General features: G+C 54.4%; 8 protein-coding genes. 2 read left to right on the top strand and 6 right to left on the bottom strand.

What is annotated here, in order from left to right; translation table 11 throughout:
* Positions 1–163: 163 nt before the first annotated feature.
* The gene (locus BN8_RS29265) at positions 164–979 is read right to left on the bottom strand and encodes an N-acetylmuramoyl-L-alanine amidase family protein (RefSeq protein WP_083882555.1); all 816 of its coding nucleotides are present in this window, start codon (positions 977–979) and stop codon (positions 164–166) included.
* Between the two features lie 194 nt (positions 980–1,173).
* Between BN8_RS29265 and BN8_RS29260 the strand changes: the two genes are divergently transcribed.
* Positions 1,174–4,218, top strand: a complete 3,045-nt coding sequence (locus BN8_RS29260) for a putative LPS assembly protein LptD (RefSeq protein ID WP_009285570.1) — start codon at positions 1,174–1,176, stop codon at positions 4,216–4,218.
* 88 nt (positions 4,219–4,306) lie between these two features.
* Here the strand turns inward: BN8_RS29260 and BN8_RS29255 are convergent, their stop codons facing one another.
* The gene (locus BN8_RS29255) at positions 4,307–5,476 is read right to left on the bottom strand and encodes a zinc-dependent alcohol dehydrogenase (protein ID WP_009285569.1); all 1,170 of its coding nucleotides are present in this window, start codon (positions 5,474–5,476) and stop codon (positions 4,307–4,309) included.
* A complete protein-coding gene (locus BN8_RS29250) occupies positions 5,457–6,332 on the bottom strand; it encodes an SRPBCC family protein (RefSeq protein ID WP_009285568.1) in 876 nt (291 codons plus the stop codon). The genes BN8_RS29255 and BN8_RS29250 overlap by 20 nt, the downstream gene beginning before the upstream one ends.
* A gap of 237 nt (positions 6,333–6,569) precedes the next feature.
* Here BN8_RS29250 and gldG point away from each other — a divergent pair, with 237 nt between their 5' ends.
* Positions 6,570–8,234: a gliding motility-associated ABC transporter substrate-binding protein GldG gene (gene gldG, locus BN8_RS29245; RefSeq protein ID WP_009285567.1), complete on the top strand. Its 1,665-nt coding sequence runs from the start codon at positions 6,570–6,572 to the stop codon at positions 8,232–8,234.
* Between the two features lie 71 nt (positions 8,235–8,305).
* Here the strand turns inward: gldG and BN8_RS29240 are convergent, their stop codons facing one another.
* The 3 genes from BN8_RS29240 to BN8_RS32670 form a co-directional block, all read right to left on the bottom strand.
* A complete protein-coding gene (locus tag BN8_RS29240) occupies positions 8,306–9,985 on the bottom strand; it encodes a complex I subunit 4 family protein (protein WP_009285566.1) in 1,680 nt (559 codons plus the stop codon).
* Between the two features lie 55 nt (positions 9,986–10,040).
* Positions 10,041–11,954 carry an NADH-quinone oxidoreductase subunit 5 family protein gene (locus BN8_RS29235; protein ID WP_009285565.1) on the bottom strand — a complete coding sequence of 638 codons (1,914 nt, stop codon included), beginning with the start codon at positions 11,952–11,954 and terminating at the stop codon, positions 10,041–10,043.
* Between the two features lie 1,129 nt (positions 11,955–13,083).
* Positions 13,084–13,704 (bottom strand): 2OG-Fe(II) oxygenase, encoded by a 621-nt coding sequence (locus tag BN8_RS32670; protein WP_009285563.1) that lies wholly within the window; start codon positions 13,702–13,704, stop codon positions 13,084–13,086.

The following is a 13,704-nucleotide window of genomic DNA, read 5'->3' as shown; positions in this document are numbered from 1 at the left end:
GCCGCGCCAACTGTGCTGGCCGTACGTATAACCAACATACGGGGGCGTTTGTGCCGCAAAGTTGGTTAATTTGCTTATTGGTTGGTATCAGTAATTAGGTGAACGGCTTAGAAAACGGCCTATCCATTAACCTGACTACCTGCTCCAACTATCATATAACCTTTCAATTTGCTGATTCGATTTCTTCCTTGTACTGCTGAAAAGCCAGGAAAATCGCATTGGAAATTTCGGCCTGCCCATCTTCCGACATCAGAAATAACTCTTCGTCGGGATTGGTCAGGTAGCCGGTTTCGATCAGGACACTCGGCATGGTTGTACGCCATAGCACCAGAAATCCGGCCTGCTTAACCCCCCGGCTGGTTCGGTCAGCATTGCGCCGGAAGCTACGTTCCACTTTCTCGGCAAAATTGATGCTGCTGCCCATGAATGCATGTTGGTAGTTGGCCAACATGATATGCGCCAGCGGTGAGTTCGGGTTAAAACCCTTATAAGTTTGCTGATAGTTGTCTTCTTTCAGAATAACGGCGTTTTCGCGCTTTGCTACGTCGAGGTTTCCCTCCGTTTTATGCAGCCCCATTGTGTAGGTCTCCGTGCCATAAACCCGACTGGACGATGGACTGGCGTTGCAGTGAATGGAAATAAACAGATCGGCCCGGTTGCGGTTGGCAATGGCCGACCGTTCGCTTAATTCGATAAACCGGTCCGACGCCCGCGTGTAAATAACCCGCATCGAAGGCATTTCGGCTTTGATCCGACGCCCCAGCGCCAGCGCAATTTTCAGCACCACCCGCGATTCGCGCGTCCGCCGACCGATACAACCGGGGTCTTTACCACCGTGACCGGCGTCGAGCACGACCGTCCGAATCTGATTGGGCGCACTTTCTGCCTGACGGGCCGCAATCGTGTCCTGCGGCAATTGCTGAACCGGATCGAGGGTCAGGGCCAGCAGCGGAAACATCCCGACTACGATGGTTGTCACTTTTCCGGGACCTGCGCCTTTAATATGATCGCCCATCGATTTAATAATTTTTAACAGCCTAAATCGTTCCAAAGCGATAGGGAGATAAACGGTTCGTAATACCTTTGTAAGCCTGAGGTTTTCGGGCCGTTCAGGCAAATGTAATTTTTTTGATAGAACTGAAAAAAGCATACTTTATTTTACGGCCCCGGCATATGGGGGCATTTAGCTGCTTCATCTGGATTTTACTGGCGCTCAGCGCACTGGGGCAGAACACACCGGCTCAACAGCCTGGGAAAGGTGGTATTCCGCCCGCTACGGTACCGTCGCAGCGCGTTCCGGCTTCGCCGGCCAACTCAGCTATAAGCCCTGTTACGCCCCCCTCTTCACAAACAACAACGCCAAATCAGCCCGGTCGGTTACGTCCGGGGCTGGTTACGCCCAATATTGTCCGACCCGAAGGCCGTGATACGACCAGCCGCCAGGTAGCGACATCAGACTCCATTCGGGCCGATTCGGCCTCGGCCGACGCTGCCTTCCGCACGACGGTTGAGTATACGTCGAAAGACTCGACCATCTACTCCGCCGACGGCCAGACCGTTGAGCTATTCGGCGATGCCCAGGTCACCTACGGCGACATTTCACTAAAAGCCGAGTACATCCGGCTGAACTACCTGACCAACGAGGTCTATGCCAAAGGGCGCTACGATTCAACAGCCCAGAAGTACGTCGGACGACCTATTTTTCAGGACGGAGCCGACAAGTACGACACCAAAGAGATTCGCTACAATTTTAAGACCAAAAAGGGTAAAATTCAGGGAGTTATTACCCAACAGGGCGAAGGCAACATCCGCGGTCAGAACGTGAAGAAAGATGCCGACGAGAACCTGTACATCGGCAAGGCTATCTACACGACCTGCAACCTGGCCACGCCCCACTTCCATATTAACGCCAGCAAGCTGAAAGTTATACACAACAAGCAGGTTGTGGCCGGCCCATTTAATTTAGTGGTCAACCAGGTGCCGCTGCCCATTGGATTGCCGTTCGGCTTTTTCCCGTTTCCGAAAAAGAAAGATATTGGCGTTTCCGGAGTTCTGGTACCGCAATACGGTGAAGAACCGAACGGCCGGGGCTACTACCTGCGCGATGGTGGCTATTACTGGGCGGTCAACGAAAACCTGGGTATCCAGTTCCGGGGGCAGATTTACTCGCGGGGTAGCTGGGGACTTGGTGTTTCGTCGGCCTACAACAAGCGCTACCGGTACAGTGGCGGTATCGACCTGCGTTTCAACCGCAACCGCACCGGCGACCCGGTCGATGTTACTCCTGCCCGGAATGACTTTGCTGTTACGTGGTCGCATTCGCCGGTGCCGCGTGGTCGCGGTACGTTTTCAGCCAACGTCAATGTCAGCAGCAACAGCTACAATCAGTTCAATGCCTATAACACCCAACAGTATACCTCCAACGTAGCGGGGTCGTCGGTGCAGTACAGCCGCACCTTTGGGCAGTACGCCCGGGCAGGGGCAAACGTGCGCGTTAACCAGCAGTTTGGGCAGGTTAACCGGATAACAAACGTCCGGGAGAACGGCAAGACCGACGCGTCGACGGATTTCAACTTTGGTCTTAACCAGATTGCGCCCTTCGCCCTACGGGGTGGTTCGGGCCGTTGGTACGAAAGCTTCCGGGTCGGTTTGGATGTCAGCGGTTCGCTGGGCATCAGCAATACCATCCGGACGCAGGTTGATACAACTGGATTGGGCTTCCCGGTAATTACCGACTTACAACCAGTTAGTGCCATAACTCGCATTATTGATAGTACCAATCGCGCCAATGCTGTTCGTGATGGACGTACCATTGCTGACCCGAATCTGGTTGATTTTAACTTTCAAAATCTACAGCGCATCTGGGAAAACCGACAGGTTCAGGCTCGTTACAGTATTCCTATCTCGTTGCCTAATTTTAAGATTCTCCGATACATCAACTTAACGCCAGGTTTCTCGTTGCAGGGGGATTTATACACGAAGAAGCTTAATTACGTGTATGTTGCAGACAGTAACGCGGTGCGGGTTGACACCAGTCGAGGCATTTTTCCATCCTATAACTTTTCGACCAACCTCAGCATGAACACGCGCTTTTACGGCACTTACTTCATCCGGGGGAAACGCGTTGAAGCGATCCGGCATACCGTAGCGCCCTCTATCTCGTTCAGCTACGTCCCGAATTTCACCAATCCGATTTTTGGTCAGTTCGTCAGACTGGATAGCGTTGGCAGCTTACAGGGGTTACCCGAGTACCGCCGGACGCTCTCCGTATTCCGGGGCTTAGGGGGCAGTGGTGGTAGCGCGAGCAGCACGGCATCGGCCTTTATTTCCTTCGGTATCGTCAACCAGTTGGAGATGAAGGTGCGAACGCGCAGCGATTCGGCCGGGCAGGAGTTCAAGAAGATTTCGATTTTCGACAACCTGAGTATTACGGGCAGCTACAACTTCCTCGCGCCCGACTACAAACTGTCGCCCATTGCCGTTAGTGCGAACACGCAGATTCTTAAGAACGTCAGCTTTAACTTCTCGTCAACGTTCGATCCCTATGCCACCCGGGCCTATGGCGGAACGCCCGTTTATGGCCTGCCCGTAGCGGCTACCGGCATAACACCTTACCCGCCCATCAGCTATTCGCCGTATATTCTTAATCCGCTCAGCTACGAAAATCAGCAGTACATCCGTGTACCGAACCGCTTTGCTTTTCAGGAGGGGCAGGGTTTGTTACGTCTGACGAACCTGCAGGCTTACATCAGCACTCGTCTGGCCCCCAAGCAGGCCGACCGACCTAAGCAAAGCAACGGAGCGTCTGCCGCGACCATGCGGGCGATAAATACCAATCCGGAGTTGTACGTTGATTTTAACATCCCTTGGTCGATTAACGTTAGCTACACATTCAGCTATACGCGCCTGACACCCGAACTTAGTCAGGTAGTGCAGGCATTGACATTGACGGGAGATCTGAGCCTGACGCCCAAGTGGAAAATAACCGTTAACTCAGGCTATGATTTCCAGTTCAAGCGCCCAACCCTAACCACCATCGGCATCACCCGCGACCTCCACTGCTGGGATATGTCGTTCAACTGGACACCCTACGCAGGCAGTAACCAACGCGCCGGTAACTACTCGTTCGACCTGCGGGCCCGGTCATCAATCCTTCAGGAATTGAAGTTGAGCCGTCGTCGGAGCTTCTACGACTACGGTGGTTTCTACGGGCGGTAATAGCGCGTGGGGCTAAGGGCTCGGGATAGTAGTTCCCTACGCCCCATGCCCTTAGCCCCACGCCCTTAGCCCCACGCCCCCTACCCTTTCACGGTGTGAAAACAACCCGGGTTGTATTGTTCGACTTCGAATTGAAATAGTTGTAGCCGCGCTGACCTTCTTCCAGCGGCATCTTGTAGGTCAGTAGGTCGGATGTATCCACCTGACCGTTGGCCACGTAGTCGAGCAGCCGGGGAATGTATTTCTGGGCGTGCATCTGCCCCATCCTGAACGTCAGTGCCTTGTTCATAGCCGCGCCCATAGGAATCGAATCGACAAAGCCACCATAGACGCCGATGATTGAGATCGTACCGCCCTTCCGGCAGGCTTTGATGGCTTCGCGCAGAACGATAGGCCGGTCGTTTTCGAGCCGTACCCATTGCTTGGCTTTATCGTAGTAGTACTGCGGGCTGCTGCTGACGGCTTCCATCCCTACAGCATCGATGCAGCGGTCGGGGCCACGGCCACCCGTCATTTCCTTGAGCGCTTCCTGAATGTCGATTTCATCAATACTCAGCACTTCGGCATTGCTGTTGTTTTTAGCCTGTTCGAGCAGGTGTTTGTGCCGATCCATGGCAATAACACGCTCAGCACCCAGCAGGTAAGCACTCCGCATCGCCATCTGCCCGACGGCTCCACACCCCCAAACTGCCACCGTGTCGCCCGGCCGAATGTCGGCCATATCAGCTCCCATAAAGCCCGTTGGGAATGCATCCGAGCAGAAAACCGCCGACTCATCTTTTACGCCTTCCGGAATCAGGAAACAGCCACGGTCGGCAAACGGTACGCGAATGTATTCGGCATGGCTACCGGCGTAGCCGCCAAACGCGTGCGAGTAGCCGAAGATACCAGCGGGTGAGTAGCCATAGAGCGGTTTAACCATGTAGGCGTTCGGGTTCGAGTTGTCGCAGAGTGACCACGACTGCGACTGGCAGTAGCTGCACTCGCCACACCCCAGAATAGAACCAACCACCACGCGGTCGCCCCGGCGTAGTTTTTTAACTTCCGGCCCGATCTCCACGACCTCGCCAATGAATTCGTGGCCGATGATATCGCCTTCCTGCATCGTCGGTACGTAGCCGTTAAGCAGGTGCAGGTCTGAACCGCACACCGACGACATAATAACTCGCAGGATAATATCCTGCGGGTTTACAATTTCAGGGTCAGGAACGCGCTCGACCCGCAGGTCGTTGCGACCGTTATAACACAATGCTCTCATCGGTGATTGAGGGTTTTGTTTTATTTTGAGGTGTTTCTGCAGGGTTTTGCATCGGTTGACGTAGGGCAGGGTTCGTTGTTTCCGGCTTGCGGCCCGACGGTCCTTCGTTGGTCGTAATTGCACCGGTTTCCATGAGCCACTTAAACCGCCGGATATCTTCTTTAACCATCTGTTTGAAAGCCGGGTTGAGCAGTTTCAGTACGGCCTCCCCTACAATGCCCTGCGGTGGGCGATACTTGATGGTTGCGTGTACCTCAGTGCCGCGATTGCCGGGAGCGTCCACGAAGCGAACCTCACCCGAGTTGTCGATGGTAGCTCCGGGGACCGACCGCCAGACCAGCCGGCTATTTTCTTCTTCCTCAACGATGTCGGCATCCCACTCCACTTTCGGCAAGGCTTTGGCAGCAGGGTTTTCGCTATCGAGCCGCGCTACCCAGTGCGACCGGCGGTCGTCCATCTGCTTAACATCTTCCAGATGGCGCATGAACTTCGGCAGATTTTCCAGCTTCCGCCAGAACTGGTAAACCTCCTCACGGGGTTTGTTAATCGTTACTGACTTTGAGATTTCCAGTACGTTAGTTTCGGTTTTGTCGTCGGACGTATCGCGACCAAGCGCTTCGTTGATCGGGCAATAGCCTGAGGCACCCCGCAGCGCCAGCGACGTACCAACAGCTGTCAGCAACACGCCACCAATCCCGCCCCGACGAATACCGATGTTGGCTATCAACAAACCGGCACCGACGGATAGCCAGCGTTCATTCTTGCCGACATTGATTTTACTTGACCCGCTTGGAATCGGGTCGACAGGCGCGATGTCCAGTACCCCGGCCTGCGCTAAATTTGCTGTTCTTGCCATAATGATTGAGGTTTACGTTGTTTGATGAGTTTTACTGTCCATAAAAAAAGCGCGGGCCATCAGACTCGCGCTAGTCTATATGAAAACTTGTCTACTATTCGGATGTTACGAATTATGAGCGAATGGATTCGGTCGACTGGCTCTATTGGCAGTAATCCTCTACGATTAATTGGCAGACAATTCGTTTTTTTGCCTTCAGGCTACCAACTTGCCCGACTCGTTCGTTTATAGTCCAGTATGAAATCTGCTTTGTTACGCACCGGCCTGATTGTGGCCGTTTTAGTGGTTGTTAATATCGTTTCGGCATTTGTTTTTTTTCGCGTTGACCTCACGGAAGAGAAGCGGTACACGCTTTCGACCGCTACCCGCAATCTGCTGGAAGGACTGGACGACGATGTTCACGTGAACGTATACCTGACAGGCGAACTCCCGGCCGGCTTCAAACGGCTGGAAAACGCGGTCCGCGAAACCCTCGAGGAGTTTCAGGCACGGGCAGGTAAGAACGTAACGTATCGCTTTATTGATCCGGATGCCATTACCAACACAGACGCCAAGAACAAGCTGTTTGACCGGCTCCAGCAGCAGGGTCTGTTGCCGACCAATGTGATCAACAACGAAGGCGGAAAACGAGTCGAAAAACTGATTTTCCCGGGGGCGCTGGTGTCATATAAGGGCAAAGAAACGGCCGTATTGCTCTTGAAAGGCAATAAAGCCAGTTCGCCCCAGGAACAATTGAACCAGTCGTACGAAGGGGTTGAATTTCAACTGGCAGCGGCCATTCGGAAGCTGACACAGCCGGAAGGCAGTCGCCGGCGCGTGGGTCTGGTTGCGCATACGAACGTACCGCCCTCCCGCTTTTCTGACCTGCTGGCATCGGTGCAGGAGAACTACGACCTGTTTTTCGTAGACATGAGTAAACCCGGTCCCATCTCCGATCTTGACCTGATTCTGGTTCCCAAACCCGACCAGCCCTTCTCCGACGATGAGGTCTTCAAAATGGATCAGTTTGTCGTCAACGGCGGCCGGGCGTTGTTTTTTGTGGATGGCCAGCGGGTCGATAGCGTTGGGGCGGAAGGTACGTTCGCTCAACCGCTGAACCTGAACCTCGACAACCTATTTTTTCGCTGGGGCGTTCGGGTCAACCGCGACATCGTGAAGGATTTGCGCTGTGCCTCTATTCCGCTTAACGTTGGGAACCTGGGCGACAAACCCAACATTCAATTGCTCCCCTGGCGGTTTTACCCGATCATCAACAATTTCGGCAACTCACGCAACCCGATTGTCCGTAACCTCGACCTGGTTTGGGCACGTTTCACCAGTACGCTCGATACCGTACGGTCGCCAGGTATTCAGAAAACTCCCTTGCTCCTCACGTCACCATATACCAAAATTTTGCAGGCTCCGGCCGTTGTTGCCTATAATGAAGCCCGACAGCAGCCTGACCCGAGCACCTACGACGGTGGAGTTCGCATTATTGGTTGCCTGATGGAAGGCCGGTTTCAGTCACTGTTTGCCAATCGTATCCTCCCCGGCGACCCGCGTGCCAATGGTTTCAAGGCCGAAGGGGTAGCATCGCGGGTGATGGTTTGCTCTGACGGCGATCTGGTTGTTAACGACGTTGACTACAAACGGAATGCACCACTGCCACTAGGCTATGACCGCTTCACGCGTACTACGTTTGCCAATAAAGATTTTACGCTGAACGCCATTGACTATCTGATCGACCCAGAAGGCGTTATTTCGGCCCGCAACCGGACGGTTACGCTTCGGCCACTGGACACCATTCGTCTGAAAAGCGAACGGACGACCTGGCAAGTATTGAACCTGCTGGCCCCTCTGATACTGGTTGGCCTTGTAGGCGTAGTGTGGCAATTTGTACGCAGACGGCAATACGCCCGGTAGCGGGCTCGGTTTGAATAAACTGTAAAACCAGCCCAAACGCCGTTGGCGTGCCCTGTCAATAGCCAACACTTTTACTGCACCATGAACTTCTCCAGCCACTGCGCCACCGTAGTGCTTGTCAGGTTGAAGATCAGATTAGGGAAAAGACCAAGGACCAGCGCCAGAATACCCAGCGGAATGAGTAAGAGTTTTTCGCGGGCGGTCAGGTCGGTTAATACGGAAACGCCATTCTGGGTACTTGTTTCGTGCCGCGACCAGAATGGCCCGAAAAACATCCGCTGCAGCGTCCAGAGAAAATAGGCGGCTGCCAGCACTATACCCAGCGTCGAAACCGCCGTGTACCAGCCCGGCAACCAAAGCGACTGGAAACTGCCCATCAGCGTGAACAACTCACCAACAAAACCTGAAAAACCCGGTAGGCCCAGTGATCCAAAAAACGCAACGGCCGTCAACGTAGCGTATTGGGGCATGGGCTGCATTAATCCCCGGTATGAGTCGATACGTCGGTCGTGGGTCCGGTCATACACCACCCCCGCGATCAGAAACAGCATAGCCGACAGAACGCCGTGGCTCACCATCTGATAGATAGCGCCGTTGATCCCTTCGGCCGTTAAGGAAGCTACACCCAGCAGTACGAAGCCCATGTGTGACACCGACGAATAAGCAATCATTTTCTTGACGTCGTACTGCGCCAATGCATTCAGGCCACCGTACACAATCGACAACGTACCCAGGCCAGCCAATGTCCGGGCAAACTCAGCACCTCCATCGGGGAATAGCCCCCAGGCAATACGCAGGAATCCATAGCCACCAATTTTGAGCAATACGCCCGCCAGAACGACCGATACGGGAGTTGGCGCTTCAACGTGGGCGTCGGGCAACCATGTATGCAACGGAACGATCGGCAGTTTGATGGCAAAGCCAATGAACACCGCCCAGAAAGCCAGCAATCGGGCCGGCAGCCCCAGTACAATCGGTTCGCCGGTCAGGCTCAGGAAAGCATTGGGCAGGTAGTTACCTCCGTCGGCCAGGTACCGTATGTCGAATGTATGCACGACCATAGCCGGATTCAGTTGGTAGTAGCGGAGTTGATTCTGAATAAGCCGTACTACGTCGGCCGTTGCCTCCGACGGGTCACTGATGAAACCAACTGCTACGGCCGTGCTGATCGGATCGATCACCGACAGATACAAGCCAATCATGACCAGCAGAATCAGCAGCGATCCCAGCAATGTATACAGGAAGAACTTTATGGACGCATATTCACGCCGGGGACCGCCCCAAAGCCCGATGAGAAAGTACATTGGGAGGAGCATGAACTCAAAAAACAGGAAGAATAGAAAGAAATCCAGCGCTACGAAGCACCCCATAACCGTACCTGTCAGGAGCAGATACAAGGCGAAGTAGGCCTTCTGTCGATGATCGATGGTCCACGACGAAATAACGCCCGCCAGCAGGACAACTGCCGATAGTACCACCAGCGGCAGGCTGATGCCATCCACCCCAACGACGTAATCAATCGAGGCAATCCCGAGATTACCCAGCGGAACGGTTATCCAGTCAGCCTGTTCGAGGAGTTGGTACCCCACTTGCTTTGTATTGAAGCTAATATAAGCCAGGCCGCTCAGTACCAGTTCAAGAATAGCCACACCCAGGGCTATCCATTTGAACAGTGCAGCCCGCTGGTCGGGTAACAGAGCGACCAGTAACGATCCGGCGATGGGTATGAAAATAAGTAATGTTAACACCATAGATATAAGCGGGTATAAACCCACAATTAATGCACGAAGCGGACGTATGCCCGCTTTACAGGAGCCACCACAACATTAGTAGTAGCCCCACTACGGCCGCTGTAATGTACGATTGTACGCGGCCGTTCTGCACCGAACGCGCCAGCCGACCCAAGCGCCCGGCCACCCAGGCTGCACCATTAACGACACCGTCGACGCCCCACCGATCCAGCAGGTTGGTCAGGTGCGCCGTTACGACCGAACCAACTCCGAGTCCGTTAACAGCGCCATCCACCACGCGTTGGTCGGTCCGGTACAACAGCGTAGCCAGTTGACGAATTGGCTTAATAATGATGAATTGATAAATGGCATCCAGAAATCCGTACTCGACCGACAGCCGGACGTAGCTGCGGGTCATGGCTCCAGCATTATTATCGTGGTTACGCAGGAGGAAACCAACGTATCCCCCCAACGCTACCAGAGCAATGGAAACGGGTGCCAGCCAGCTTACTTCGGCCGTTTCGGTTGCTGGGGCAAACACATCGAAAAACCAGCTATCCTGCGCGTGAAATGGATTGAGCGAGAACCAGAAGCCAATGGATAATAAGGCCAGCAATCCAACAGGTATGCGCATCAGGGCATCGGGTTCGTGGACCTGCTGAAGCGGCAATGCGTGGTTTCGGTACGGGCCGAAGAAAACCATCTGCCACTGCCGAACCATGTACAGCGCCGTCAGGCCAGATGATAGCAGTAACAACGCGGGTATGGCATAGGCCAGTCCATTATCCTGTACGTCTGCCCACTGAAAGGCACCGGCTAAAATCACTTCCTTGGATAAAAAACCGGACAAGAGTGGTAAACCAGCCAACGCTGCGGCACAAACCGTATAGGCCACGAACGTACCAGGCAGTGTTTTTCGCAGACCACCCATGTGCCGCATATCCTGCGTTTCTACACCGTGAATGACAGCGCCCGCACTCAAAAACAACCCTGCTTTGAAAAATGCGTGGGTCAGCAGGTGAAACAGAGCGCCCGTCGGATTACCCGTCCCTACCCCGGCCACCATCAATCCCAGTTGCGAAACGGTTGAGAAAGCCAGCACTTTCTTGATGTCATGCTGAAAAACGGCGGAGTATCCACCCCACATGGCCGTAATGGTACCCACGAGTGCAATAATGCTCAACGCATCAGGCGATAAGATCGGATAGATCCGTAGCAGCAGGAAGATACCGGCGGCCACCATCGTAGCTGCGTGGAGCAACGCCGAAACGGGCGTGGGGCCTTCCATCGCATCCGGGAGCCAGGTCAGCAGCGGAAACTGCGCCGACTTACCCACGCAGCCCATGAACAGACACAAGCCAACGACCGTAGGCAAGGCCGAAGCCCCCTCGGTAGGCAATTCCGTAGCATTCGTGTAGAAATACGTCAGGAAGATACCGATCAGAAAGCCAACGTCGCCGATCCGGTTCATCAGAAATGCCTTTTTAGCCGCCCGCACCGCCGATGGCCGCTCCGTATAAAAGCCGATGAGCAGGTATGACGCGAGCCCTACCAGCTCCCAGAACGCGTACATGATAATTAGATCACCAGCCAGCACAATGCCCAGCATGGCCCCGACGAACAATTGCAGGTACGAAAAATAGCGCGGCAATCGCGGCTCGTCGTGCAGGTAGGAAATCGAATATAGTTGTACCAGCAAGGCTACGCCGTGTACAAGCATCAGCATGAGGGCGGTCAATGTATCGAGCCGGAACCCTACGTCGAAAGTGATGTGCTGCAGGGCTACCCAATTGATTCGCAAGGCAATAGATTGCACTGGCATACTCATTGCCAATACGACGGAAGCGACTAAGCCCAGGCCCGTCAATAATACGGCGATGCGACCAGCCGAGCGATGCCCGGCCCTCAGTAGCACCAGGAATCCAGCAAAGGGCGTGAGCAGAATCGCAGCCGTCAGCAAAGGTAAAATGGGTGGTACGTCGTCGGGCATTCGCAGCAATGAATTTGGCCGCAAATATCCCGAATCTGCTGTCTTTAACCAAACTCGTATTTTGGCCGGTTGTCAGTCCGTATTACATGTTTAGTTGGCGCTCCGGCCAATAGCATCAGTTGCCCACTTACCTTTTGATCGCTGCTCTTATTAAGAAAAACACCTCGATGTAAACAATTCAGCTCAATCGAATTACAAAATCATAGATCAGACGCTATGGCACCAGCGACCATCATCATCGTTCACCGGGGCAATCCTTACTACCTAGCCTACTGCCTGCGACAGGCCCGCTACACCAACCCGCAGGCCAGCATCTGTCTTCTGGGCGATGACACCAACCGCCACTTGGCCACCCAGGGCATTTTCCACTTCCCGATTCTACACTACTGGGCCAAGGCCGAGCGGTTCATGTACCTCTACAAGCACTTGTCCGACCGACCCTACACCTACGAACTCTTCTGTTTGCAGCGCTGGTTTGTGCTGCTCGAGTTCATGCAGGACCAGCAACTGGCCAACTGCATCCATCTCGATTCGGACGTGTTGCTCTTTGACCGGCTGGATACCGAGGATGACTACCCAGCCAATGCCGACACCCTAGGTTTCGTACACTGGATTCCTCATGTGCTGTACGTAGGCAGCCAGGCTGCGCTTCAGCACTGGTGTGGGTTCATCGAGCAGCACTACCTGGACACAAGCCGGTTGCGGCTCCTGGAAGAGCTGTACTTTGAGTACCTGGAGGGGAGCCATGCCAGCTTTGTGGGCGTATCGGACATGACCCTGCTGGAGCTGTATCAGCGGCAGTATGCCGAGCGAACGGTTAGTTTGTTGAAACGGCGTGAGACCGACACGGCCGTTCATGACGACAACGTCAACGATGCCAGCGGGTTTCTGGCGGGCCATGGGCTGGGCAAACGGATCATCTGGCAGCAGGGCGTGCCATTTGCTACGTATGAAGGTCGGCTCATTCGGCTGCGGTCGCTGCATTGCCAGGGCAACGCCAAAACGCTGATGCCGCTGCTGTCGACGTTTCCCAAAGCGGGGATGCAGGTGGCGTATTGGGGGGCGGTATGCCGTCAGTCATTGCCGCAGTTGGCGCGCAACTGGTGTCGCTCGGTTCTGCACCAGCTGCTCAGAAGACACCCTGCGTCTTCAGCCATCCCGTTACGCTCAATCGCTGGCGAGCGGCCGGTCGGACTTCATGTTCCAGCCGTCCACTTTCAAAACACACCAGGCGCCCCCCAATCGGCTGGATCGTGATGTTCTGTTCGGCCTGGCCGGGTTGGGTGCCCGGTAGAAACAAGGTCAACTGACCGCCGTCACTTTCCTGCCAGTTATCGTTCAGGTAGCAGATCACCGACAGTTTTCGGCGGGAATCGCTGCGAAACTGATCGAGGTGGCGTTTGTAGAACGTACCGGGCGGATACACCGCATAATGAAACTCGAAATCACGTAGTCCCAGGTAACAGGTCTGGTTCACATAGTCCATGAACTGCTCTATCCTTGCCAGAAATGCTGCTTCTTCTGCAACAGCGGTGTCTTTTTCAAGCCACAGGATTTCATCACCCCGGATCTGCTTTTCAACTGCAACCTGCTGATTCCCGATTCCGGCCGGCCGGAACTGACCTTGTGCCCGGCGTTCGTGAAGCCGGGCTGTCAGCGCTACCACTTCGTCGGCAGTCAGAAAATTATCAAGTACACCGTATCCATCGGCCAGAATACCCTCTATGATGGGTTCAAAACGCTCGTCCAT

Origin of the sequence: Fibrisoma limi BUZ 3, from assembly GCF_000296815.2 — a bacterium.
GTDB classification, from domain to species: domain Bacteria; phylum Bacteroidota; class Bacteroidia; order Cytophagales; family Spirosomataceae; genus Fibrisoma; species Fibrisoma limi.
The sequence above is the reverse complement of the archived record's forward strand: the minus strand, read 5'-3'. Positions and strand labels throughout refer to the sequence as shown.

Excerpts from the sequence above, each read along its gene's own strand:
- BN8_RS29240 (WP_009285566.1), bottom strand. The coding sequence starts at position 9,985 with ATGGTGTTAACATTACTTATTTTCATACCCATCGCCGGATCGTTACTG.
- BN8_RS29255 (WP_009285569.1), bottom strand. The coding sequence starts at position 5,476 with ATGAGAGCATTGTGTTATAACGGTCGCAACGACCTGCGGGTCGAGCGC.
- BN8_RS29260 (WP_009285570.1), top strand. The coding sequence starts at position 1,174 with ATGGGGGCATTTAGCTGCTTCATCTGGATTTTACTGGCGCTCAGCGCA.
- BN8_RS32670 (WP_009285563.1), bottom strand. The coding sequence starts at position 13,704 with ATGGACGAGCGTTTTGAACCCATCATAGAGGGTATTCTGGCCGATGGA.
- BN8_RS29250 (WP_009285568.1), bottom strand. The coding sequence starts at position 6,332 with ATGGCAAGAACAGCAAATTTAGCGCAGGCCGGGGTACTGGACATCGCG.
- gldG (WP_009285567.1), top strand. The coding sequence starts at position 6,570 with ATGAAATCTGCTTTGTTACGCACCGGCCTGATTGTGGCCGTTTTAGTG.
- BN8_RS29235 (WP_009285565.1), bottom strand. The coding sequence starts at position 11,954 with ATGCCCGACGACGTACCACCCATTTTACCTTTGCTGACGGCTGCGATT.